Source organism: Cohnella sp. CFH 77786 (assembly GCF_019400745.1).
Classification (GTDB): Bacteria; Bacillota; Bacilli; order Paenibacillales; family Paenibacillaceae; genus Cohnella.
This window is the reverse complement of sequence record NZ_WJIB01000002.1, coordinates 515,815-539,732: the sequence shown is the minus strand read 5'-3', so window position 1 is coordinate 539,732 and position 23,918 is coordinate 515,815. Positions and strand designations below refer to the sequence as shown.

The 23,918-nt window shown below is 58.8% G+C and carries 18 protein-coding genes; 4 read left to right on the top strand and 14 right to left on the bottom strand.

Annotated elements, in window-relative coordinates:
- Window positions 1-195: 195 nt before the first annotated feature.
- From GE107_RS05150 to GE107_RS05140, 3 genes are all read right to left on the bottom strand, one after another.
- The gene (locus GE107_RS05150; protein ID WP_219638445.1) at window positions 196-2,103 is read right to left on the bottom strand and encodes an ABC transporter ATP-binding protein; all 1,908 of its coding nucleotides are present in this window, start codon (window positions 2,101-2,103) and stop codon (window positions 196-198) included.
- Window positions 2,100-3,830 carry an ABC transporter ATP-binding protein gene (locus tag GE107_RS05145; RefSeq protein ID WP_219638443.1) on the bottom strand — a complete coding sequence of 577 codons (1,731 nt, stop codon included), beginning with the start codon at window positions 3,828-3,830 and terminating at the stop codon, window positions 2,100-2,102. Before GE107_RS05145 ends, GE107_RS05150 begins: the two co-directional genes overlap by 4 nt.
- Before the next feature lie 123 nt (window positions 3,831-3,953).
- Window positions 3,954-4,925 (bottom strand): RluA family pseudouridine synthase, encoded by a 972-nt coding sequence (locus GE107_RS05140; RefSeq protein ID WP_219638442.1) that lies wholly within the window; start codon window positions 4,923-4,925, stop codon window positions 3,954-3,956.
- A gap of 123 nt (window positions 4,926-5,048) precedes the next feature.
- Here GE107_RS05140 and GE107_RS05135 point away from each other — a divergent pair, with 123 nt between their 5' ends.
- Window positions 5,049-5,816, top strand: a complete 768-nt coding sequence (locus GE107_RS05135) for a kanamycin nucleotidyltransferase C-terminal domain-containing protein (RefSeq protein WP_255570199.1) — start codon at window positions 5,049-5,051, stop codon at window positions 5,814-5,816.
- On the opposite strand, the gene GE107_RS05130 is transcribed toward GE107_RS05135, so the two are convergent.
- A complete protein-coding gene (locus GE107_RS05130; RefSeq protein WP_219638440.1) occupies window positions 5,813-6,067 on the bottom strand; it encodes an alpha/beta fold hydrolase in 255 nt (84 codons plus the stop codon). The genes GE107_RS05135 and GE107_RS05130 overlap by 4 nt on opposite strands.
- 140 nt (window positions 6,068-6,207) lie before the next feature.
- Here GE107_RS05130 and lplA point away from each other — a divergent pair, with 140 nt between their 5' ends.
- A complete protein-coding gene (gene lplA / locus GE107_RS05125; protein ID WP_219638438.1) occupies window positions 6,208-7,197 on the top strand; it encodes a lipoate--protein ligase in 990 nt (329 codons plus the stop codon).
- Between the two features lie 282 nt (window positions 7,198-7,479).
- Here lplA and GE107_RS27020 read toward each other — a convergent pair whose 3' ends face one another.
- The 3 genes from GE107_RS27020 to lacZ all read right to left on the bottom strand — a co-directional run bounded on the left by GE107_RS27020 (window position 7,480) and on the right by lacZ (window position 12,273).
- Window positions 7,480-8,178, bottom strand: a complete 699-nt coding sequence (locus tag GE107_RS27020) for a CD3324 family protein (RefSeq protein WP_370636254.1) — start codon at window positions 8,176-8,178, stop codon at window positions 7,480-7,482.
- Between the two features lie 11 nt (window positions 8,179-8,189).
- A complete protein-coding gene (locus GE107_RS05115; RefSeq protein WP_255570198.1) occupies window positions 8,190-8,894 on the bottom strand; it encodes a hypothetical protein in 705 nt (234 codons plus the stop codon).
- Between the two features lie 259 nt (window positions 8,895-9,153).
- Window positions 9,154-12,273, bottom strand: a complete 3,120-nt coding sequence (gene lacZ, locus GE107_RS05110) for a beta-galactosidase, LacZ type (protein WP_255570197.1) — start codon at window positions 12,271-12,273, stop codon at window positions 9,154-9,156.
- A gap of 112 nt (window positions 12,274-12,385) precedes the next feature.
- Here lacZ and GE107_RS05105 point away from each other — a divergent pair, with 112 nt between their 5' ends.
- The gene (locus GE107_RS05105) at window positions 12,386-13,216 is read left to right on the top strand and encodes a helix-turn-helix transcriptional regulator (RefSeq protein ID WP_219638437.1); all 831 of its coding nucleotides are present in this window, start codon (window positions 12,386-12,388) and stop codon (window positions 13,214-13,216) included.
- An 834-nt stretch (window positions 13,217-14,050) separates the two neighbouring features.
- Here GE107_RS05105 and GE107_RS05100 read toward each other — a convergent pair.
- The 4 genes from GE107_RS05100 to GE107_RS05085 form a co-directional block, all read right to left on the bottom strand.
- Window positions 14,051-14,485: an RbsD/FucU family protein gene (locus GE107_RS05100; protein ID WP_219638435.1), complete on the bottom strand. Its 435-nt coding sequence runs from the start codon at window positions 14,483-14,485 to the stop codon at window positions 14,051-14,053.
- Window positions 14,486-15,410: 925 nt separating this feature from the next.
- Window positions 15,411-16,919 carry a rhamnulokinase gene (locus tag GE107_RS05095; protein ID WP_219638433.1) on the bottom strand — a complete coding sequence of 503 codons (1,509 nt, stop codon included), beginning with the start codon at window positions 16,917-16,919 and terminating at the stop codon, window positions 15,411-15,413.
- 16 nt (window positions 16,920-16,935) lie between these two features.
- Window positions 16,936-17,598: a class II aldolase/adducin family protein gene (locus GE107_RS05090; RefSeq protein ID WP_219638432.1), complete on the bottom strand. Its 663-nt coding sequence runs from the start codon at window positions 17,596-17,598 to the stop codon at window positions 16,936-16,938.
- A gap of 21 nt (window positions 17,599-17,619) precedes the next feature.
- Window positions 17,620-19,410: an L-fucose isomerase gene (locus GE107_RS05085; RefSeq protein ID WP_219638430.1), complete on the bottom strand. Its 1,791-nt coding sequence runs from the start codon at window positions 19,408-19,410 to the stop codon at window positions 17,620-17,622.
- 135 nt (window positions 19,411-19,545) lie between these two features.
- Between GE107_RS05085 and GE107_RS05080 the strand changes: the two genes are divergently transcribed.
- Window positions 19,546-20,565 carry a LacI family DNA-binding transcriptional regulator gene (locus tag GE107_RS05080; RefSeq protein ID WP_219638428.1) on the top strand — a complete coding sequence of 340 codons (1,020 nt, stop codon included), beginning with the start codon at window positions 19,546-19,548 and terminating at the stop codon, window positions 20,563-20,565.
- 156 nt (window positions 20,566-20,721) lie between these two features.
- Here the strand turns inward: GE107_RS05080 and GE107_RS05075 are convergent, their stop codons facing one another.
- From GE107_RS05075 to GE107_RS05065, 3 genes are all read right to left on the bottom strand, one after another.
- Window positions 20,722-21,774, bottom strand: coding sequence for an ABC transporter substrate-binding protein (locus tag GE107_RS05075; RefSeq protein WP_219638426.1), 1,053 nt, complete (start codon window positions 21,772-21,774; stop codon window positions 20,722-20,724).
- Between the two features lie 148 nt (window positions 21,775-21,922).
- The gene (gene yjfF, locus GE107_RS05070) at window positions 21,923-22,888 is read right to left on the bottom strand and encodes a galactofuranose ABC transporter, permease protein YjfF (RefSeq protein WP_219638423.1); all 966 of its coding nucleotides are present in this window, start codon (window positions 22,886-22,888) and stop codon (window positions 21,923-21,925) included.
- Complete coding sequence (locus GE107_RS05065) at window positions 22,881-23,918, bottom strand: ABC transporter permease (protein ID WP_219638421.1); 1,038 nt, start codon at window positions 23,916-23,918, stop codon at window positions 22,881-22,883. Before GE107_RS05065 ends, yjfF begins: the two co-directional genes overlap by 8 nt.

Genomic DNA, 23,918 nt, shown 5'->3' with positions numbered 1-23,918 from the left:
GCAGCGCTTGAAGAGGAAGTCGCGTGAGTGCCGACAGCTGGGTCACGCATCCTGAAGAGCAATTCGCGTCAGTGCCTACAGCTGGGTCACGCATCCTGAAGAGCAATTCGCGTCAGTGCCGATAGCTGGGTCGCACAACCTGTCGAGCGAAGTTCCGAACCCCCAAGACTTGCCGTGCGAATGACGAAAGCCGGCTTACACGGCATGCACCTGCGGGCTTTGTTCGGCAAACTGGCTGTTGTACAGATCGGCGTAAAATCCGCCCCGCTCCATCAGCTCCGAATGGGTTCCCTGCTCGATGACCGTTCCTTTGTTCATGACCAGAATGAGGTCGGCGTCCCGGATCGTGGACAGCCGGTGCGCGATGACGAAGCTGGTCCGTCCTTTCATGAGCCGGCTCATCGCCTTCTGGATTTGGACCTCCGTGCGCGTATCCACGCTGCTGGTCGCTTCGTCGAGGATGAGGATCGCCGGATCGGCCAGGATGGCTCGCGCGATCGTGAGCAGCTGCTTCTGGCCCTGCGAAATGTTCGAAGCTTCTTCATTCAATACGGTATCGTAGCCTTCGGGCAGCGTCCGGATGAAGTGGTCGGCGTAAGCGGCTTTGGCCGCTTCGACGACTTCCTCGTCTGTCGCGCCTTCGCGGCCGTAAGCGATGTTGTCGCGGATCGTGCCGCCGAACAGCCACGTATCCTGCAGCACCATGCCGTAGAGGCTGCGCAAATGCCCGCGTTTCATCCGGGTGATGTCCACGCCGTCCACGGTAATCCGGCCGCCGTTCACCTCGTAGAAGCGCATGAGAAGGTTGACGAGCGTGGTCTTGCCCGCGCCCGTCGGTCCCACGATGGCGACCGTCTGTCCTTGCTTGACGCCGATGTTCATGTTCTCGATCACGGGATCGTCCGCCTTGTACCCGAACGTAACGCCGCGAAGCTCCACGTCCCCGCGCGGCTTCGCGAGCCGGACGGCGTCCCGGGCCGCTTCCGGCACCTCTTCCGATTCGTCGAGCAGCTCGAATACGCGCTCGGCGGAGGCGATGGTGGATTGGATGACGTTCGCGATATTCGCCGTTTGCGTAAGCGGCATCGAGAACTGGCGAGCATATTGGATGAATGCCAGAATGTCTCCGATCTGGATGGCGCTCCGGGTGACCAGAATGCCCCCGACGACGCAAATGAGCACGTAGCCGATGTTGCTGATGACGTTCATGAGCGGCATGATGATGCCGGAGACGAATTGCGCCCGCCAGCCGGATTCGAACAGCCGGCCGTTGATTTCTTCGAACTTGGCGATCGATTGCCGTTCGCGGCCGAACGCCTTGACGATTTTGTGGCCGGTGTACATCTCCTCGACGTGTCCGTTCAGCTCGCCGAGTTCCTTCTGCTGTCCCTTGAAAAAGAGCTGGGAGCGTTTGGCGATGCCTTTGACGACGAAGAAACTGAGGGGCAGCGTAAGCAACAAAATGAGCGTGAGCAGCGGGCTGATCGTCAGCATCATGACGACGACGCCGACGATGGTTACGACGGAAGTGATCAGCTGAGTCAAGCTTTGCTGCAGCGTATTGCTGATGTTGTCGACGTCGTTGACGACGCGGCTCATGATTTCGCCGTGCGTACGCGTGTCGTAATATTTGAGCGGCAGCCGGTTCAGCTTGTCGTTCACTTCGCGGCGGAGCCGGTACACCGTCTTCTGCGCGACGCCGGCCATCAGGTAGGACATGACGTACATGAAGGCGGAACTGAGGAAGTACAGTCCGGCCAAAAGCAGCACGATTTGCCATAGCCCCGCGTAATCGATGTTGCCGCTCATGAATCCTTCAAAAAGTTTGGTCGTGGCCTCGCCCATGATTTCGGGACTGCGAATGCTGAATACGGTGCTCCCCACCGCGGTCAACAAGACCGCAACCAGCTTCCAACGATGCGGACTCAGGTAGCCGGCAAGCCTGCGGAACGAGCCTTTGAAGTCTTTGGGTTTCTGTCCGGGCATCGCCATCATCATGCCGGGGCCGCCGAACGGCATGGGACCGCGTCCAGGACCGCCGGGACCGCCGGGACCGCCCGATCCTCCGGGGCTCCCCGGCATCGGTTTGCGTTCCTCGCTCATGCGATCTCCTCCTCCGTCAGCTGGGATTCCACGATTTCGCGATAGACGGCGTTCTCGGCGAGCAGCTCGCGGTGCGTTCCGCTGCCGACGATGGTGCCTTCATCGAGCACGAGAATCCGGTCCGCATCGATGACCGTGGATACCCTCTGGGCGACGATCAGCACGGTCGCGTCAGCCGTAACCTGCCGGAGTGCGGCGCGGAGCTTGGCGTCCGTCTTGAAGTCGAGCGCGGAGAAGCTGTCGTCGAACAGGTAAATGTCGGGTCTTCGCACGATGGCGCGGGCGATGGAAAGACGCTGCTTCTGCCCGCCGGAGACGTTCGTGCCCCCCTGCGCGATGACGGACGCGAAGCCGTCCGGCATGCCGGAAACGAATTCGGTCGCTTGCGCGATCTCGGCCGCCATCCGCACTTCTTCGTCCGTCGCGTCTTCCTTGCCGAATCGGATATTGTCGGCGATCGTCCCGGTAAACAGCACCGCTTTCTGCGGGACAAGCCCGAGCCTGGACCGCAGGTACTCCTGGTCCTGGTCCCGGACATCCGCGCCGCCGACCCGAACGCTCCCTTCATCCGCGTCGTAGAAGCGGGGAATGAGGCTCAGCAGCGTCGATTTGCCCGAGCCGGTGCCGCCGATGATGGCGGTCACTTCGCCCGGACGGGCCGTGAAGGTAATGCCCGTGAGTGCGGGTTTCTCCGCGCCGGGGTAGCTGAACGTCACGTTGTCGAACTCGACGAGCCCCCTGACGTCCTGCTTGGCGGCGGTCCGGCCGCCTTGATCTTCGATCGCCGGCGCCGTGCTGAGCACTTCGTTGATCCTGACCGCGGAAGCCGAAGCGCGGGGCACCATCACGAACATCATCGAGAGCATCATGAGCGAGAACATAATCTGCATCGCGTACTGAATAAAAGCCATCAGATCCCCGACCTGGATATGCCCGCCTTCGATGCGCATGCCGCCGAACCAAATGATGGCGATGGACGAGAAGTTGATGATCAGCATCATCACCGGCCACATGAACGCCATGATCTGGTTAACCTTCACGGCGGTGTTCGTCAAGTCGAGGTTGGCCTCGTCGAAGCGCCGCTTCTCGTGCTCGATGCGGTTGAACGAGCGGATGACGCGGATGCCCGTCAGCGCTTCGCGAAGCACCAGATTGAGCCGGTCGAGCTTTTTCTGCATCACTTTGAAGTAGGGGATGCCTCTGCCGGCGATCAAAAAGATGGCGCCTCCCAGGATCGGCAGAATGGCGATGAGAACGAGCGAAAGCGTCGGATCTTTGGATACGGCCATGATGATGCCGCCGATGCACATCATCGGGGCCATGACCATGAGCCGCAACATCATCATGAGCACCTGCTGCACCTGGTTGATATCATTGGTCGTCCGCGTGATCAACGACGAGGTGCTGAGCCTGTCGAACTCCTGCAACGAAAACCGCTCGACGTGCGAGAACACCTTCGCGCGTACGATCCGGCCGAAACCGGCAGACGCTTTAGACGAGAGATAGCTGGCCGTCACTGCGACAAGAGCCCCGCCGAGCGTCACGAGCAGCATGAAGCCTCCGATTTTCCAGATGTACGGGATATCCTTCTTCACTACGCCATAGTCGACGATGTCGGCCATCAGCGTCGGCAAGTACAGCTCCGCCAGCGACTGCAGCAGCACGAGCACCAGCACCGCGGCGACCGTCCAGCGGTAAGGCTTCAAATAACGGAACAATCGGAACATTGCTCGAACCACTCCCTCTCGTAACTCCCCGCAAAGAGACGTACTGCTTCGCCATTTTTTCCGATCGCTTTGCGGGGGCCTCAACACCTTAGACTCGAACCAGACTACGCCCGCAATATGAACTCAGTATGAACTTCCGGTTAAGGAGAGACCGACGCGGGAAACCGCGCTTCGGAGCAGGGGCGGCCAAGGCGCGCGGAACTCGCGCCCGTCCGGCAGCACCATCCGCCAGGCATGCAGCAGCTGGTGATTGATCGTTCCGAGCGCGTGCCCTCCGTATTTGATGTCGCCGAGCAGAGGATGGCCGATGCTTTGGAAATGGGTGCGGATCTGGTGCGTGCGGCCGCTGATCAGCTCCACCTCGACGAGAGAGTAGGTTTTGCCGGTTTGCAGCACTTTGTAGCGCGTCGTCGCTTCCTTCTCGCCGGGACGGGTTTCTGCCTGGGCTTCGCCGCCGCGGGAACCGACGACCAGCGTCCGGTTGCTCTTCTCGTCCCGGACAAGCGAGCCCTCTATCGCGCCTTCCCCGCTCAATCGGCCTTCCACCAGGGTGACGTAGTACTTCTCCATTTCCCTTTTCTGGATCCACTGGTTCAGCTGGTGCAGCATGCCAGCCGTTTTGCCGATCAGCACGAGCCCGCTCGTGTTGCGGTCCAGCCGGTTGGCCGTGGCCGGCAGGAACAGCGCGCTGTCCAGCTCGCCCTTGCGGTACAAATACGCGTGAACCCGGCCTATGAGCGTGTCCCTTTGCTGTGCTTGGTCCGGGTGGGTCAGCATGCCCGCCGGCTTGTTCGCGACCAGCAGCTCCGCGTCCTCGAACACCACGTCGACGTCCGAGCTGACGCCGACGAACTTCGGCTTCTTCTGCGCCGCCCCGGCGCTCGCTTCTTTATAGTAAGCCTCTTCGACATGAAGGACGATTTCATCGCCCGCTCCGAGCTCATAATTCTGGTTTTTCCGCTTGCCGTTGACCCGTACCTTGCCTTGGTCGATCATTTTGTATAGTTGCCCGAGCGGAATGTTCGGCATCAACGTCCGGAGAAACCGATGCAGCCGTTTGCCGCTTTCCGAAGGGGTTACTTTGCGTGTAATCATGCGTATTCTCGCTCCCGTTCCGCTTGATGTCGATGTTTTCCGGATTCCCTTCCAAGCGTACTCCACCCACGGCAAAAGTCAAGGCGATATAATGGAGTAATAACAAAACGGGAGGCGCGCCGCATGGACATGATGCCTTACCCCTGTTCTACGACGAGGGAAGAAAAACTGCATTTCGTTTACCGCGCGAAAGACAAGCTGCTGGCTCTGCACGGAGACGGCATCCTGGCCGTCGGGATATACGGTTCCCTAGGCCGCGGATCGGATGGTCCTTATTCGGACATCGAAATCCATGTCGTCACGAGAGACGGATACTCTCTTCAGGGACATGAGTTTATTTGGTTGCCGTTTAAACTCGAGATCAGCGCCGTAACGGAAACGGAATTCCGGAACAAAGCGGCGGGGTGCGACGACGGTTGGCCTATTCGGGCAGGGTCGTACGTCGATATCCTTCCGATTCACGATCCGGACTCCCTGTTCGATGAAATCAAAAAAGTCCCTTCGTCGATTCCGGACGAAACCGTAAGAGAGACCATGAGGCAATTCATGATTTGGGAACCGTATGAAACGATGGCGAAAATCCGAAATAGCCATTGTTCCGGCAACTGGAATTACCTTCCGACCGGCGCGACGGACCTTGCCTGGCAGACAGCGAAATTGGTCGGGCTGGCGAACCGGCGGTATTTCTCCACCCGGGCCCGGACGCTGGAAGAAGCGACGGGCATGCCCTTGAAGCCCGCCGGTTTCACGGAGCTGGCCGCATCCGTCATGGCCGGGGATTTAACCGACAAAAACCGCGTTTATCGCCTTTGCGAAAAGCTGTGGACGGGATTAAACGAGTGGTTTCGGGAACTGGGGATCGAATACCGCAGCAAGGAATGGCCTTTCTAGTCCGGGTAAGACACTCTCTCCAGCCAATCCGTCACCAGGCTTTCCAGCATGATTTTGCCCTCGATCGGGATCATATGACCGGTGCCGCCAAGAATCACGATGGCTGCGCCGGCCGGCGCGATCAAGCAAATTCCGTCGATCTGGAGGTGCAGATGGTGTATAATTCCTTGTGCCGGCAATCCTCCATAAGACATTCCGACGATGGCGAACCGTTCGTTCGGCAGCGTCCGGCAGCATGTCGAGGAAATCATCCGTGCCCCATGGCGTGCAGAACAAGCAGCGGCCTTCCTTCTCCGAAAATATCGCAATGTATGGTACCTTGACGGAGTTGTATCATCATCGTTGCTGGGTCACCTCGCTTTTCCATCCTAACATAAAGGCGGCGAACCCTATGCTTTTTCTGGACAACGGCAACATCCACGATCCGGCCCTTAACCTGGCCTTGGAGGAATATGCCCTCCGCAAGCTGCCCGCAGACGAGGACTACTTGCTGTTCTACATCAACGAACCGTCCATCATCATCGGCAAAAACCAGAACACCGCGGAGGAAGTGAACGAACCGTACGTTCGCGAGCGGGGCCTCCATGTCGTCCGCCGTCTGTCGGGCGGCGGCGCGGTGTACCACGATTTGGGCAATCTGAATTTCAGCTTCATCACCCGGGACGACGGCCAGTCGTTCCATAATTTCCGCAAATTCACGGAACCGGTCGTGGCGGCCTTGCGGAAGCTGGGCGTGCAGGCGGAATTGACCGGCCGCAACGACCTCCAAGTCGGGGAACGCAAAATTTCCGGCAACGCCCAATTCGCTTCGAAGGGACGCATGTTCAGCCACGGCACGCTGCTGTTCGATTCCGAAATCGATGCCATCGTGGCCGCCTTGAACGCGAATCCGTCGAAGTTCCAGTCGAAAGCAACCAAATCGGTGCGCAGTCGGGTCGCCAACATTTCGGAGTTTCTGCCCGAACCGATGGAAATGGAGGCTTTCAAGCGTTTCTTGCTGGAGTCGATCTTCGGCGGCACCGATATCCACCGATACGAGATGGGGGAAGCGGATTGGGAAGCCGTCCGGAAGCTGGCCGACGAGCGGTACCGCAGCTGGGAGTGGAACTACGGACGCTCCCCGGCGTTTAACGTGAAGCAGGTGAAACGGATCGAAGGGGCGGGCACGTATGACGTCCGATTAAACGTCGAGGCCGGCATCATCCGCGAAGCCGCCGTATACGGGGACTTCTTCGGAACAGGCGAAGTCGGCGAAGTGACGCAGCGTCTGATCGGCGTGCGGTATGATCGGGATGCCGTCCGCGAGGCGCTGGCCGACCTGGACCTGAAGGTCTATTTCGGCCCTGTCGACCGGGAGGAATGGCTGTCTCTGCTGATTTGAGCGGGGGGTGCAACTCCATTAATGAATTGGCATACCTGATTCGACAAGCCGAAACGATGCGACCCAATGCTGTTGCCAACCTGAATGCAAAAGCTAGGAAGTGACAGACTGTAGGCGACCCGATCATGATTGTAAAAACCCGACGTGGGTTCGGCAATCGCCGCGAAGACGGGGAGGTTCGCCTGTCAATTCCTTCTCCATAGCACCTGCAAGTTTTAAGGCCATCCATTTCGGATGGCCCTTTCTTGGAAAGATTGAACGAACGTGTCCCTTTCGTTCATATCATACTTTATCAACATAATAGAGTACGGTTCCATAGTATTTCATAAATCTTTTATAATCGGCATTTTCTTTCATAACGATTATGGTGGGATAAGCGTTTACTTTGCGTTTTTTTAATGAGGCCAATAATTCTTGCTGAACGATGCAATGAAATATGCCTTCCTCATACTGAACGATAAGCGGCGGGTGGGCGGCTGCATGGTTATCTTTTTCATCCGCATGGTTGTTCCTGTTCTCGATTCCATCACGCTGAATGAGACGCAATGGAAACTTAACGACACCAAAATATAAATGATCTTCTTTCATGAAATGTTGTAAACGGGGAGCGGATTTTCGAGTAAGCAGGAGATAGCATTGAATCCATTCTTCGATCTTCCCGACATTCGCATATTGCACAGCCGATTCTAAAGTCGGAACATAGGTTAAACGGCTGTCGTTTTTCTTCGAATAGATGATCTTCTTGATTGAATCCAAGGATAGAAAGTATTCGTCCGCAAGTTCCGAAACCGTCATCCCATGGGCATACTTATTGCGAATCATGAGGTTGCGCCTCTGCAGTTGATGTCGGTAACCGGACGTTTCGCCCCAAGCCTTCTTTTCCTCCCCGGAGGGTATATAAAGAAGTTTTCCTGCCGCGTATTTCTGGATTTCTTTCAATAGTCCCCCCGGGAGTACATCGCCGGCATTTTCATATTTCATACCGTCACCATCTATAAGGCATAAATTCGATCTTTCAATTCGCTGATGGATTTCTTGATGGATATGCAGGACTCCACGTCGTCAATCGATGCATGCCAGCGCAAGGTGTCGATCCCTTTATAATAAGCCATGCATAAGAATCTTTCCTTAAAATCCGGGATGATGATGGCTCTTTTCTTGCAGTACTCAAACAACAATTCCGGAATTTTTAGGTAAGGCTTATTTAAGTCCATGATGGCAAAATCCAAAAGCAAATCGCCAATGCCGGATCTGCTCCAGTCAGGAAAACCGACCATTGTCTGGCCATCTGTGATGATATTGACGAAAAACGCGTTATTGTAAACCAAATAACGTTTTCCTTCACAATAACGGATTCTGTCCGCCATTTCCTTGAAGTAGTTTTCGAAGAATTCACGCTCTAAAACCGTTGTTTCGAACATTTCCCTCCAATTATACCAGTACCCCTCTTTATCTTCCGTAAAGGTACCGACCAGAAACTCCTCGCAAGATCCATATTCTGTTTTACATTCATCATTAAACTCGCCATAACCTTCTACTTCCGCTATGTCGGATGAACTAATTTCAAAAATCTTGTCAAAAAACAATTCGTAGCAACCGGCAAACTGTTCGGGGCTTAATTGATCCGCAACGAATCCATTCGGTGTCATGTTTACCTTTTCAGAAAGCATGGATTTAATGATATTGTCCTTACCCAATTCTTCATCTCCTTTTCCATGTTCAAATCGTGCTCTAATCAGTTCCGCGCCTGATATGTGATCATCATATCATCGGTAAAGTGCGGGATATAGGCAACGAATATCTTTAATTAACTTTACACCGACCCAAAAAACTCGCAGAAGCTGGTTTGTGCCACTGTTTTTCCGTGGATTTTGGAGTCCAGTGAACCGGACAGCCGTAAAGCAAAAACCGCCGCAAGGATCGGGAGAGCGGCTCCCGGCCTTCGGCGGTTGTGGTTTATATGCCTTTGATTTTGAAGCGGAAGTCGTAAGAGCGGTTCGAGAACAGCGTATAGTCCGGATGCGTCCGAGCGCCCCAGCTGTCGTCCCCGCCGACGCCCATTTGCAGATGATTGATCCTCACGACCGTTTTCTCCGCTTTCGGCAGCAGATGGTAATGGTCGTACTGCTCCATTTCGTCAGGCGTGTACGGCATCACGTTCAACTCGAACGCCGGCAGCCCCTCGATCCGGAATCCCTTTCCGGCCGCGTCGGTAACCGTCGCGTAACGCACGTCGGTTTTGTTTCCGCACTCCTGCGGACGAAGGTAAGGAACGACTTGTTCGGAAACGAGCCCTTCATGCAGGCCCAGCTTCGCGCCGGTTTTCCGGTCCCAATGGTTCTCGTGCGGCCCGCGGCCATACCAGACGATGCGGTCGAACGACGGCTCCATGGCGAACAGGAGGCCGATCTCCGGAATTTCCGGATTGCCTTGGCCCGGATGCAAACTGCCCGACACCGCGATCTCTCCGTTGCCGGCAACTTCGTACCGCAGGTCCAACGTCGATTCCGGCGCCGTCGGAAGCCCGTAGCGGACGTTAACCTGCACACGGTCGGTTCCCGATACCCATTCCAGGCCGAGCAGCTTGCGGTTCGGGCCGGCTTCCCTCCAAACGGCCGTCCTTTGCGGGTGGCCGTTGCCGCGGTCGTTGTCGGTATAGGCGCGCCAGAAATTAGGAGCGGGAGCTTGCCGCAGCAGCTCCACGTCGCCGATCCGGTAGGACGAGAGGTTTCCGCTGTCCAGATCGAACCGGACCGTGAACCCTTCGCCTTCGAGATGAACGCTCGTTCCTTCCTCCCTGACCCGCAGCGCCGGATAAACGGCCGAAGCGGGCGCCGCCACCGGCGTTTGCCCGGACGCGGGCAGCACGAACTGCTCCCATGCCAGCTCGTGGCCGGCTTCCGCCCATTTCGTGCCTTCCTGCAAGTGCATGCTCAGCGTCAAAACATGCTCGTCGCCGTAAGCGGCGTTGCTCGGGTACGCATGCAGCAGATCCACGATGACGGTTTCCCCTGGTGCCCCTTGAACCGGGATCCGTCCTTCATCCACCGGAACCCCGCCGCGGGAAAGCGTCCAGCGGAAAGCGAATTCGCTCAAATCCGTAAAAAGGTTGCCGTTCTTGACGGCGAACGTCCCTTTGGACAAATCGTCCGAAGTGATGCGAACGTTCTGATAGCATTTTTTCACCTCGTACAGCTTCGGGGAAACGGACCGGTCCGCGAAGATCAGACCATTGCCGCAGAAGTTGCCGTCGTGCGGAGATTCCCCGAAATCGCCTCCGTAAGCCAAATGGCTGGAACCGTCCGCTTCCGTCACGCGGATGGCCTGGTCGACCCAATCCCAAATAAATCCGCCTTGCAGGACCGGATATTGCTCGAACAGCTCCGTGTATTTCTCGAGTCCACCGCACGAGTTGCCCATCGCATGGCTGTATTCGCAGAGAATGAAAGGCTTCTTGTCTCCCGGCCGCCGCGCGTATTCCTCGAGCGCTCTCGGCGGGGAATACATTTGGCTCTCCATATCGGAAGCCGAATCGAACGGCCGACAGTGCATCACGCCTTCGTAATGCACGGGCCGGGAAGGATCGCGTTCCCTCAGGTAGTCGTGCATCTTGACGAAATTGCTGCCGCCCCATGCTTCGTTGCCGAGCGACCAGATGAGGATGGACGGGTGGTTCTTGTCCCGCTCCAGCATGGACTTGCAACGGTCGAGGACGTTCTCGCTCCATTCCGGCTTGCTTCCCGGCACGGTGTCCCCTTCCTCGACTTGCCCGTACTGCCAGCTGCCGTGGGTCTCGAGATTCGTTTCGTCGATCACGTACAAGCCGTACTCGTCGCACAGATCGTACCATCTGGAATCGTTGGGGTAATGGGAAGTCCTGACCGCGTTGATGTTGTGCGACTTCATGAGGCGGACGTCGCGCAGCATGTCTTCGAATTGCGGCACCCGTCCTTCGTCGCAGGAAAACTCGTGCCGGTTGACGCCTTTGAACACGATGCGCTGGCCGTTGATTTTCATCAAACCGTCCACGATCTCGAATTTGCGGAAACCGATCCTGCAGCTCGCGTACTGAATCGTCTGCCCTGCGGCGTCCGCGAGTCTTAGGACCAGCGTATACAAATTCGGATGTTCGGCGCTCCATTTCTTCGGATTGCCGACAGTCGCGGCGCCTTGGACGGTGCCTGATTCACCGGAACCGAGGGCGGATTCCATCCGCAGCGGGTTCGGAAGCACGGGATTGCCCGCAGGATCGTAGAGCTGCGCTTCCAGCGTCACCGTTCCGGCATCGCGTTCGTAGTAATTCACCAGCTTGGCGGATACCCGGACTTCCGCGTCTCGGAAATCGGCGTCCAAGTCCGTATTCGCCTGAAAATCATAGAGATGCACGTCAGGCGCGGTGAACAGGTACACCTCGCGGAATATGCCGCTCAGCCGCCAGAAGTCCTGATCCTCCAGCCAGCTGCCGTCGCACCAGCGGTACACCTCGACCGCCAGCTTGTTCTCCCCTTCGCTCAGGTAGGGGGTCAGGTCGAATTCCGCGGGCGTGAACGTATCTTCGCAATAGCCGACGAGCTCGCCGTTCAGCCAGACATAGAACGCCGACTCCACGCCTTGGAAGCTGATGAAAACGGGTTTGCCCGCCCATGACTCCGGAACGGTGAACGACCGGACGTAGGAGCCGACCGGATTGTAGTTCGTCGGCGCGAACGGAGGGCGGATGTCGTCGTGCTCGATCCAAGGGTAGCGGACGTTCGTGTATTGGGGGTAGTCGTATCCCTTCAGCTGCCAATGGGAAGGCACCGGGATTTCGGCCCAGCCGGAACAATCGTAGTCCCTTTCGTAAAAGTTCGCGATACGCGAGTCCGGGTTTTTCGCCCAAGCGAATTTCCAGCTGCCGTTCAGGGAGACTTTGTAAGCGGAAGTATCCCGATTGCCTTTGAGCGCTTCTTCGAGCGTATCGTACGGAAGGAAGGCGGCGTGCGCGTCCATTCGATTCAAGGCGAAGATGTCGGGATTGTTGTTCCATTCCGGATATCCGTTCACCGGCGGAACGTAGACGAATTTTGTTTTGGACAATGGGGACACTCCCTATGCATAATATAACTATATTCAAATTATAATGGCCGATCGTGTGCAATCCAATACTAGTATTTTCGCCAGGATATCAAAATTTGAAAGGAAGTCGCGGATGACGGACATCGCCCTGTTTCCGGTGGTGAGCGAGCTCGACGCCAGGCTCCCGGTCCATTTGACCACTGTAGGGCATTGGGATCATCAAGACGCCATGCGGAGGCCGGACGGCTTCCCGCACTATCAATGGCTGCAAATCGTGTCCGGGGAAGGTGAACTGATTTGCGGGGAGCGGCGGGTGACCGCCAAAGCCGGACAAGGGGTATGCCTCTATCCCCGCATCCCCCATCGTTACGCTCCGATCAAATCTCCCTGGGAAATCTACTGGGTCTCCTTCGACGGCGGATTAGCGGGGCAGCTGCTCGGGCAGGCGGGCATCGCGGAAACGGGCGTGTACGGCACCGCGGAACCGGAGCTCGCGCTTTCTCATTTAAGGAATTTGCTGGCAGCGGCGCGATCGGCGCCTCCTACTTCTGCGATCGAGTTTTCGAAAATCTTGTACGCTTTTCTCCTGGACTTGCAGACCATCGTGCACGGGCAGCCGGTGAAAACCGGCGTGCACCGGTCGCGATTGGACCCGGTGCTCCGGTTGATCGAGGAGCGGCTTCACCGGCCGATCGGCATCGCGGAATTGGCCGGCGCGATCGGAACGAGCCCGCAGCATCTGTGTACGCTGTTCCGTAAAACGCTCGGCATGCGGCCGATGGCATACGTCAACCTCGAGCGGATCAAACGGAGCAAGGAGCTGATGTTCCGCCATCCCGATCTTCCGATCCGCGACGTTGCCGCGCGCGTCGGCATGGACAACCCGAGCTATTTCGGCGCCGTGTTCAAGAAGCTGGAAGGCCGGACGCCGGAACAGTTCAAGCATATGCACGGACTGAGATAACTCGGGCGATGGCCCGGGATATGATCCTTATCATGATAAACTCAGCCCTCTGCCGTCTTTGCGGTGGAATTAAGGCATTTTGTACCTTTACTCCGCCGCTTTCTCGGTGTTTTGGCGGAGTTAAGGCATTTTGTTCCTTAACTCTGCCGCTCTCTCGGTGTCTTGGCGGAGTTAGGGCATTTTGTTCCTTAACTCCGCCGCTCACTCGGGGTTTTGGCGGAGTTAAGGTATTTTGTTCCTTAACTCTGCCGCACTCTCGGTGTTTAGGCGGAGTTAAGGCATTTTGTACCTTTACTCCGCCGCTCTCTCGGTGTTTTGGCGGAGTTAAGGTATTTTGTTCCTTAACTCTGCCGCTCTCTCGATGTTTTGGCGGAGTTAGGGCATTTTGTTCCTTAACTCTGCCGCTCTCTCGGTGTTTAGGCGGAGTTAGGGCATTTTGTTCCTTAACTCCGCCGCTCTCTCGGTGATTTGGCGGAGTTAAGGTATTTTGTACCTTTACTCCGCCGCTCTCTCGGTGTTTTGGCGGAGTTAAGGCATTTTGTACCTTTACTCCGCCGCTCTCTCGGTGTTTTGGCGGAGTTAAGGCATTTTGTACCTTTACTCCGCCGCTCTCTCTGTGTTTTGTAGGAATTAAGGTATTTTGTTCCTTAACTCCGCCGCATCTCGGTGTTTAGGCGGAATTAAGAGATTGCCGCTTGACGATGATGTTTTCACCATTATGGGAAACGGGGGTCGGGACGGTGCCCGGGGGAAAGTTTCCTCAACAAAAAAGTCCCGGCAGCGGTCGGCGCGGTAGAACGCGCGCCGGGTTGGCCGGGACTTTCGAGGCGATCTTCAGGCGTCCGTAACGACGCCTTTCTTCAGGATCAGGTTCGCGTACAAGGCGCTCTCCCCCGTCGCGACGACCGCATACGCTTGTTTGGCTCTCTCGTAGAAGGCGAAACGTTCCACTTGTTCGAACGGCTCGGCCAGTCCGGCTCGCTGCCGGATCACGTCCGCGTACGTTTCCCAGATCGGGGTTTTCACCGGATCGCCGGGAACGACTTGCATGAGCGCAGCCGGCTTCGGCACGTACGGATCCAGCGGGAACAGCTTCAGTACCGCGTCCAGCAGCTCCGGGATGCCGAGGCCGTCGCAACGGATCAGCCGCCGAGCATGGCTGGCCGCGGGAAAATTACCGTCCGCCAGTACGATTTCGTCACCATGACCCATTTCCATCAAGACTTTGAGCAGCTCCGGCGACAGGATTTTCGGAATGCCGATCAGCATCTGTTTCCACCTCTCTATGATGGTTCCATCATCGATTTATCAAAACCCGTTTAAGCCTCTGGTTCTTCTCCGCCACAGGGCAGCGTGCACGCTCGTTATGCTCGCCAGGCGAGCTTATCTCCGCCTATGCGGCAGCGTGCATGTACGTTAAGCTCGTCGGGCGAGCTTATCACCGCCACCTCGGCAGCGTGCTCGCATGTTATGCTCGCCGGGCGAGCTTATCTCCTCCTCCGCGGCAGCGTGCAGATACGTTAGCTCGTCTGGCGAGCTTATCTCCGCCTCCGCAGCAGCCTGCACGCTCATTATGCTCGCCAGGCGAGCTTATCTCCGCCACAGGGCAGCGTGCACGCTCGTTATGCTCGCCAGGCGAGCTTATCTCCGCCTCCGCAGAAGCGTGCACGCTCGTTATGCTCGCCAGGCGAGCTTATCTCCGCCCCCGCGGCAGCGTGCATGTACGTTAAGCTCGTCTGGCGAGCTTATCTCCGCCCCCGCGGCAGCGTGCATGTACGTTAAGCTCGTCTGGCGAGCTTATCTCAGCCTCCGCAGAAGCGTGCACGCTCGTTATGCTCGCCAGGCGAGCTTATCTCCGCCCCCGCGGCAGCGTGCATGTACGTTAAGCTCGTCTGGCGAGCTTATCTTCTCCTCCGCGGCAGCGTGCTCGCATGTTATGCTCGCCAGGCGAGCTTATCTCCACCATCGCGAAAGCGTGCACGCTCGTTATGCTCTCCAGGCGAGCTTATCTCCGCCTATGCGGCAGCGTGCATGTACGTTAAGCTCGTCGGGCGAGCTTATCTCAGCCACCGTGGCAGCGTGCATGTACGTTAAGCTCGTCGGGCGAGCTTATCACCGCCACCTCGGCAGCGTGCTCGCATGTTATGCTCGCCGGGCAGGCTTAACTCCGCCCGAGGCTCTCGAGCCCGCCAGCTTACGCCCCCGCCGACGGCTTCTGCTTCCGGAACCGCACATATGCCGCTTCCCAAGCGGAGACGTCGGCCGCCGGCGCGTATTGCTCGACCGGGAACGACGACGCAACGAGGCGGCGCGCTTCCGGCAAGCCGGTGCAGCGGCCGAGCGCGACGAGCTGCATCAGCATGTTGCCGATCGCGCTCGCCTCGACGGGGCCAGCCCATACCGGCCGGCCCAAGGCGTCGGCGGTAAACCGGCACAGCAGCCGGTTCTGGATGCCGCCGCCCACCATGTGCAGCCCGCCGTACTCGCGGCCGGTCAACGTCTCCGCCTGTTCCAGCGCCTCGCGGTATCGCAGGGCGAGGCTTTCCAGGACGCAGCGGACGAACTCCCCTTCGTTGCGCGGCGCCGGCTGCCCGGTCTCCTCGCAATAGGATCTGATTTTGTCCGGCATGCCGCCCGGCCCGTAGAAGCGAGGATCGTCCGGGTTCACGAGGCTGCGGAACGGCTCTGCGGCTTCCGCCGCCGCCACCAGTTCGGGATAACCGATTTCGCCGCTGCCCTTCTCGTCCCATTCCCGCTTGCATTCCTGAAGCAGCCACAATCCCATGATGTTCTTGAGCAGCTGATACGTCCCGCCGACGCCGCCTTCGTTGGAGAACTCCATCTCCATCGCGTCCAATGTCAACAAAGGTTCCGCCATCTCGGTCCCGAGAAGCGACCATGTGCCGCAGACGAGGTACGCGAACGGCTCATCGCCCGCCGGGACCGCGGCGATCGCCGACTCCGTATCGTGCGTGCCGACGGAGACCGCGGTTATCGCGGGCACTCCGAGCTCCTCGCGCACTTCCGGCGCGAGCGGGCCGATGACGCTCCCCGGCTCCGCCGGGTCGAGAAAAAGCCCGGCCGGAATGCCGAGCCGCTCCATCAGCTCGGCGTTCCAAGCGCGCCGCTCGGGATGGAACAGCTGCGTCGTCGTGGCCATCGTGAATTCGCACGATTGGACGCCCGTCAGCAAGTACGCGAGCAAATCCGGCGTCAGCAGCAGCGTGCGGGCGACCTCCAGCTTCGGAGACGCGGCTTTCTTCATCGCGTACAGCTGGTACAACGTGTTGAACGGCATGAACTGCAGCCCGCTTTGCCGGAACAGCTCCTCCTTGCCGATCAGCGCATTGACCTCTTCGATCAGCCCTTCGGTCTGCGGGTCGCGGTAATGGTACGGATTGCCCAACAGCTCGCCGTTTGCGTCGATCAACCCGAAGTCGACGCCCCACGAATCGATGCCGAACGTCTGCGGCGCATACCCTTCCTTGAAGGCGATGCGGATCGATTTCTTGATTTCGTGCAGAAGCCGAAGGATATCCCAGTGCAAATGCCGCCCGACCTGGATCGCGTGGTTCGGAAACCGGTGGAGCTCCGTCACCTGCAGCTTCGGCTCTCCGCCTTCCGCTGCTGCGAGTTCCCCGATCAAAGCGCGCCCGCTGCCGGCGCCCAAATCGAACGCCAGCACGGCCGTCCGCTCGGTCATCGCGCGCCACCTCCGGTCATTTCATCTTCTGAAGCAGCTGGATCCGGTACGCTTCGCTTTCAAGCGAAGCGATTTCCCGAAACTCCTCTTCCGTGAGCACCTTCGGCTCCCGGATCGCCTTCGCGATCAAATAGATTTTCGAGCTCTCCTCGACCACTTCCGTGCGGTAATACGCTTCGCGTAAATTTCTGCCCGTGGTCACCAGCCCGTGGTTGCCAAGCAATATCGAGCTTGCGTCGTTCACCTTCGCCACCACCGCGTCGGCCAGCTTGTCGGTCGTCGGCAGCACGTAATCGACGTACACGGTGCGGCCGACAAGCGCCGCTTGGTCGGGGAACATGATCGGCAGCTCCCGCTCGACCAGCGTGAACGCGATGCAGTAAGGCGGATGCGTATGGACGATCGCGCCGATATTCGGATTCGCCCGGTACGCGTACAGATGCATAAGGACTTCGGAAGACGGGCGCAGGCCGATGTCGGTGATGTCGCCGGTCGCGATGTCCACCTCGACCCATTGCTCCGGCTTGATTTCATCCAGCGCGAAGCCGCTGGGGGACAAGTACATTGTACCTTCGTGCCGGGCGCTGATATTGCCTCCCGGTCCGACGACAAGTTTGTTCGCTACGGTTTTCTGCGCGTACTTGCAGAGCTCCTCGCGGATGGCGGTACTGCTGCTCATGAACGTTCAGTCTCCTCTCCGTTATCCGTACAGCGGTCCGAAATTGCCGCAGGCTCTGAAATCGGCGCTTTCCGCGTTGTCCGTGCCGAACAGTCCCCAAGCCCGGGGACGGAAAACGCGATCCGCGGACACGTTGTGCATGTTGACCGGAATCCGGAGCATGGAAGCCAAGGTGATCAAGTCCGCGCCGATATGGCCGTAGCTGATCGAACCGTGGTTGGCCCCCCAATTGTCCATCACTTCGTACACGGAACGGAACGCGCCGCTTCCCGTCAGGATCGGCGCGAACCAGGTCGTCGGCCAAGTCGGGTTTGTCCGCTCGTCGAGCGCGTCGTGCACCTCCGGCGGCAGATCGACGGAATACCCTTCCGCGATTTGCAGGACGGGGCCAATGCCCTTCACCAGGTTGATGCGGGACATCGTCATCGGCATGCCGCCCCGCGTCAAATAGTCGGTCGAATACCCGCCCCCGTTGAAATACTCGACGGCGGCCGGACGCCAGGACGTCGCTTTCAGGCATTTATCCGCTTCTTCCTCGCTGATTTCCCAGAATGGCTTCATCGCCGGCTTGCCGTCCCGCGTCTGCTCCCCCGTTCCGTCGAGCGCCGCCGGTCCGGAATTGATCAAATGCAGAATGCCTCCCGCCGCCGCCCCTTCCAGCTTATGGCCGGTGACCCGCTCGACGGATTCCGGGCTCCAATAGGTGCGGACGTCAGCAAAAATTTGCGCCGTATTGGTGAGCAAATATCCCATCAGCATGGCAGCGCCGTTCAGGCTGTCGTTCTCCGTTGCCACGATATAAGGTGCTCGGATGCCGTTCCAGTCGAAAGAGGAGTTGAGAATCGCTTCGAGGAAATCCCCATTCGGAAAATGATCGGTCCATTGCCGCTGTCCCTGGAATCCGGAGACGATCGCGTTATGGCCGAGCGCTTCTTCGCCGTAGCCAAGTTCCGCCAGTCTCGGGTTGCCGACCATCAGGTCCCGGGCGATAAGCGCCATCTTGACGACGGTCTCCCAGTCTTTGTCCTTCCGCTCGCGGGAGGTTCGGATGCCCGGAGGGTTGTCGTCCGGTCCTTCCGGACAATTCTCCTTCACCCATTTAAGCGCGCGTTCGAATTCCTCCGGGTCGTAAATGCCCGTGTCCATTCGGCGCACGAATTCGGTCATATCCACGTACTCGTTGCGCATGCCGAGATAGTCCTGGAAGAACGAGTCGTTGACGACGGAGCCCGCGATGCCCATGGACACCGAACCCATGGACAGATAGGCTTTGCCGCGCATGATCGCAACCGCGAGACCCGCCCTTGCAAAAGCCAACAATTTGCCGCGAACATCGTCCGGAATCGAAGTATCCCCGGCATCCTGCACCTGCTCGCCATAGATGCCGAACGCGGGCAGGCCCTTCTGCGCGTATCCGGACAGAACCGCCGCCAAGTAAACCGCGCCGGGACGCTCCGTTCCGTTAAAGCCCCATACGGCCTTCGGGATCGTAGGATCCGCGTCCATCGTTTCCGTTCCGTAACACCAGCAAGGGGTGACCGTTATCGATACCCCCACCCCGGATTTGGCGAACTTGTCGGCACAGGCCGCCGCTTCCGCCACGCCGCCGATGCACGTATCCGCGATGACGCATTCCACCGGAGAACCGTCCGGATAGCGCAAGTTGCCCGTCAGCAGCTTCGCCGTCGCCTTCGCCATGTTCATCGTCTGGTCTTCCAGCGATTCCCGAACGCCTTTGCGCCGTCCGTCGATCGTCGGCCGGATTCCGATTTTCGGAAATCCGCCCGCCCAGCGCGTCTGTATATCCGCCAATTTGAACACCCTCCCGCACTTTTTGAAAGCGCTTGAAATGTTATCGATAACTCTACGCTATCAAGGAAACGTATTGCTGTCAACCATTTTCTCCGGTAAGATAAACACAACGATTCGACAAGAGGAGCAGCCTTCATGGTTACGATATACGATATCGCGGCGAAAGCGGGCGTATCCGCGATGACGGTCTCGAGAGTTATCAATAACACGGGAAAAATCAGCGACAAAACGAGGGCCAAGGTGAAACGGGTCATGGAGGAGCTGAACTACGTCCCGAACCAGACCGCCCGCAGTCTCGTGCTTCAGCAAACCCGGATCCTGTTCCTGCTGATCACCGACATTACGAACCCTTTCTATACGACGCTGGCCCGGGGAGCGGAAGACGCAGCCACGAAAAACGGCTTCCGCCTGCTGTTCGGCAACAGCGACGAAAGCCTGGACAAGGAAAGCGATTATATCCAAACGATTCTCTCCACCCGCGTGGACGGCGTGCTGGTCGCGCCCGCGGGCGATCCTTCGCTCCCCCATCTGGAGAAGCTCCGCCGGCATAACATCCCGTTCGTGCTGCTGGACCGGGAGGTGCCCGGCATCGGCTGCGACGTCGTGCTCGGGGACAGCAAGGAGGGCGGCCGGCGACTCGTCGAGCATCTTGCCGAACATGGACACCGCCGGATCGCCATGATCAACGGCTCCTCTTCCATCTCCAGCGCGCGCCTGCGCCTGCAAGGGTACCGGGAAGCGATGAAGCTGCACGACCTTCCCTGCGGCGAGCTCGATATTTATGAAACGAGCTTCGGCCTCCGCTCCGACCTCTCCGGCATCGAAGCTTGGCTGGACGCCATGCCGGAGCCTCCGACCGCCATCATCGCGGGCAACAACGTGCTGGCCCTTGAAGTGATGAGCGTGCTGCGCAAGCGGGGAATCTCCGTTCCCGAACAAATCTCGCTCGTCTGCTTCGACGACCTCGGACCGTACGCCGATTTCGATCCGTTTATCACCGTCATTGCGCAGCAAGCCTACCATTTCGGCTACATCGGCATGCAGATGCTGCTGGAGCGGATTCAGGAGCGGGAGCCTTCCGCCCCATGGAAGAAAATCGTTCTGCCCGCCGAGTTGATCGTCCGGCGATCCGTCGCCGAGCCGCCTTCCCCGTAAGTTCGTCTAACGAGCCGTCGCCAAGCCGCATTCACGGTTACTTCGCCCGGCGATCCGTCGCCGAGCCGCATTCAAGGTTACTTCGCCCGGCGTTCCGTCGCCGAGCCGCCTTCATGGTAACTTCGCCCGGCGATCCGTCCCGGAGCCGCCAACGCGCTAATACTTCCGGTTGCCGACCTCGACCGCCGCCATTTCCTCCGTGAACACGCTCTCCGGGGACGCGATCCTTTTGGGAAGCGTGCGCCCCTGCATGATTTCCTTCGCCGCCTGCATGATCAAGGGCCCTAAGAGCGGGTTGCACTCCACGACGCAGTTGATTTTGCCCTCCACCATCTTCTCGAAGGCTTTCCGGGTCCCGTCGACGGAGATGACGACGATGTCCTTGCCGGGCGCGAGCCCCGCCTCTTCGATCGCCTCGATCGCGCCGAGCGCCATGTCGTCGTTGTGCGCAAACAGGACGTGCGGCGGCTTCCCGTCCTTCTTCAGGAACGCCCGCATCACTTCCCGGCCCTTCTCCATCGTGAAATCCGCCGGGGCGCTGCTTACGATTTCCAGGTCGGCGCGCGATCGGATCGTATCCCGGAAGCCTTGCCCGCGGTCGATCGACGGCGTCGAACCGACGGTGCCTTCCAGCTCCGCGATCCGGATCGGACCGGGCACGTCGCGCATCTTGTCGAGCAAATATTTCCCGGCTTTGACGCCCTCTTCGTAAAAATCGGACCCGATGAACGTGACGTACAGCGACGTATCCCGGACGTCCACGGCGCGGTCGGACAGGATCACCGGAATGCCCGCCTGCTGCGCTTCCTTCAGGATGGGTTCCCATCCGGATTGGATTACCGGCGCGAACGCGATGACGTCGACCTTCTTGCGGATGAACGAGCGGATGGCTTCGAATTGCTTCTCCTGCGATTGCTCGGCGTTCTCGAGCAGCAGCGTGATGCCGGCCTCCCGGGCGGCGTCCCGGATCGAATTCGTGTTCGCGATCCGCCAGTCGCTCTCGGATCCGAGCTGAGAGAACCCGAGCACGATAGGACGCTCGGGCGTCTGGCTCTCCGCGGCCGGATCGGCCGGTTGCCCGGCAGACGGCTTGGGCACCGGTTCGGCGACGGGCTGAACGTCCGGGCCGCTTCCCCACGCGCAACCGGACAAGTCCAGGAGCAGAATGGAAAGGAGGCAGCATGCCGCGGTCCATTTCAGAATCCTCATGTCATTCCCTCACCTTCGCGATCCGTCCGTCTTCGGCTGCCTCATAACGAAGAAGCTAGACATATGATTCTCCACCTGACAGGATATTTCCTTCAAGCAGCCGGCCGCGCGTTGAGATTCGCCGGTTCGCCCGCGCTCCTCGCCTTCGCTACCCCTTCCATGCCGCCTTCCCGGAACTCAGCAATCTCTGCAGCACGATGAACAGAAACAGCAGCAAACCGATGGCGATCTTCGTCCACCAGGAGCTGAGCGTCCCCTCGAAGCTGATGATCGTCTGGATGACGCCCTGGATCATGACCCCGAAAAACGTTCCGACCACGTACCCGACGCCGCCCGTCAGCAGCGTGCCGCCGATGACGACGGCCGCGATCGTGTCGAGCTCCGTGCCGATCGCATGCATGCCGTACCCGGACAACATATAGAACGTAAACACGACGCCCGCAAGCGAAGAACACAAGCCGCTGAGCAAGTAGACCGATATCTTCGTCTTCCCGACGGGAAGTCCCATGAGCAGCGCCGACTGTTCGCTTCCTCCCAGCGCGTACGCGTTGCGGCCGAAACGGGTGTAATGCGCGATGTAAATGCCGATGGCGACCACGATGAGCGCGATGACGACGCTGACGGACACCGTGTTTCCGCCCGGCAGGTGAATACGCGTCTGCGCTGCTTTCGTATAGAAGGCGTTATCGATCGTGATCGTATTGATGTCGATGACATAGCATAAGCCCCGGGCCAGGAACATGCCGGCAAGCGTGACGATAAACGGTTGGATTTTGAAATAGTGGATGATCGCGCCCATTCCCGAGCCGAAGACGGCACCCATCGCAAGCACGAGCGGAATGACGACGGCGGGCGGCCAACCGTGTTGCTGGACGAGGCTCGCGGACACCATCGTGGTAAGCGCGATGACCGAACCCACCGACAGGTCGATGCCTCCGGACACGATAACGAGCGTCATGCCGACGGCCGCGATGAGCAGGTAGGCATTATCGATCAGCAAATTCAAAATGACTTGCAGCGAGAAAAAACCGGTGTAGCGGAAAGATCCCGCGGCGAACATAAGCGCGAATAAGCCGACCGTGACGAATATCGGGACGTATTTCCGGTTAAACATGGCGCGCGACCTCCCGTTCGGCCGGATAGCGGCGGGTTTTCCATCGTTGCACGAGCGCCTGGCGGAACGTTTCCGATTGGATCAGGCATACGGCGAGCACCACGAACGCCTTCACGACAAGCGTGATGGTCGGCGGCACGCCGGTCATATAGATCGTTGTCGTCAGCGTCTGGATGATCAAGGCGCCGATGACGGTCCCCGTCAAGTAAAACCGTCCTCCGTTCAGCGAGGTCCCGCCGATGACGACGGCCAGAATCGCGTCCAGCTCGTACCATTGGCCGGCGTTATTGCCGTCCGCGCTGGCGACGTTGGAGCTGAGGATGAGACCCGCGATGCCGGCGCAGAAGCCGCAGAACACATACACGGCAGCGATGACCCACCCCGACCGGATCCCGGCCAGGCGGCTGGCGCGCGGACTTACGCCGACCGATTCGATAAACAGGCCCAAGGCGGTTTTTCTCGTCAGCAGAGAAGCCAGAAGGAACAAGGCGAGAACGATGAAAATGGAAAACGGCAGACCCGCCAGCGCCCCGGAGCCGATATATTGGTACTTCGGGCTGTTCACCGTAATGATCTGGCCATCCGTGATGAGCTGCGCGATCCCGCGTCCGGCCACCATGAGAATCAGCGTGGCGATGATCGGTTGGATGCCCGCTCCCGCGACGAGAAACCCGTTCCACAAGCCCAGCAGCAGCGACAATCCCAGGGCGGCGCCGGCGGCGGTCAGCACCAAGGCGAGAGAATCTCCGCCGGTGCCTTTGCTGATCGTCAGGCACGCCATGGCGCCGGAGATCGCGACGACGGAGCCGACGGACAAGTCGATGCCTTTGGCCGCGATGACGAGCGTCATCCCGATGGCGACCAGGATCAGGGGCGCCCCGAAATTCAGGATGTCGATCAGGCTGCCGAACAGCCTCCCGCCCCGCATCCCGATGCGGAAGAAGTCCGACGAGTACAGGAAATTGAACAGCAGCAGCGCGGCCAGGACGGCGATCGGCCAAAACAGGTGGTGTTTCAATATTCGGTTCAT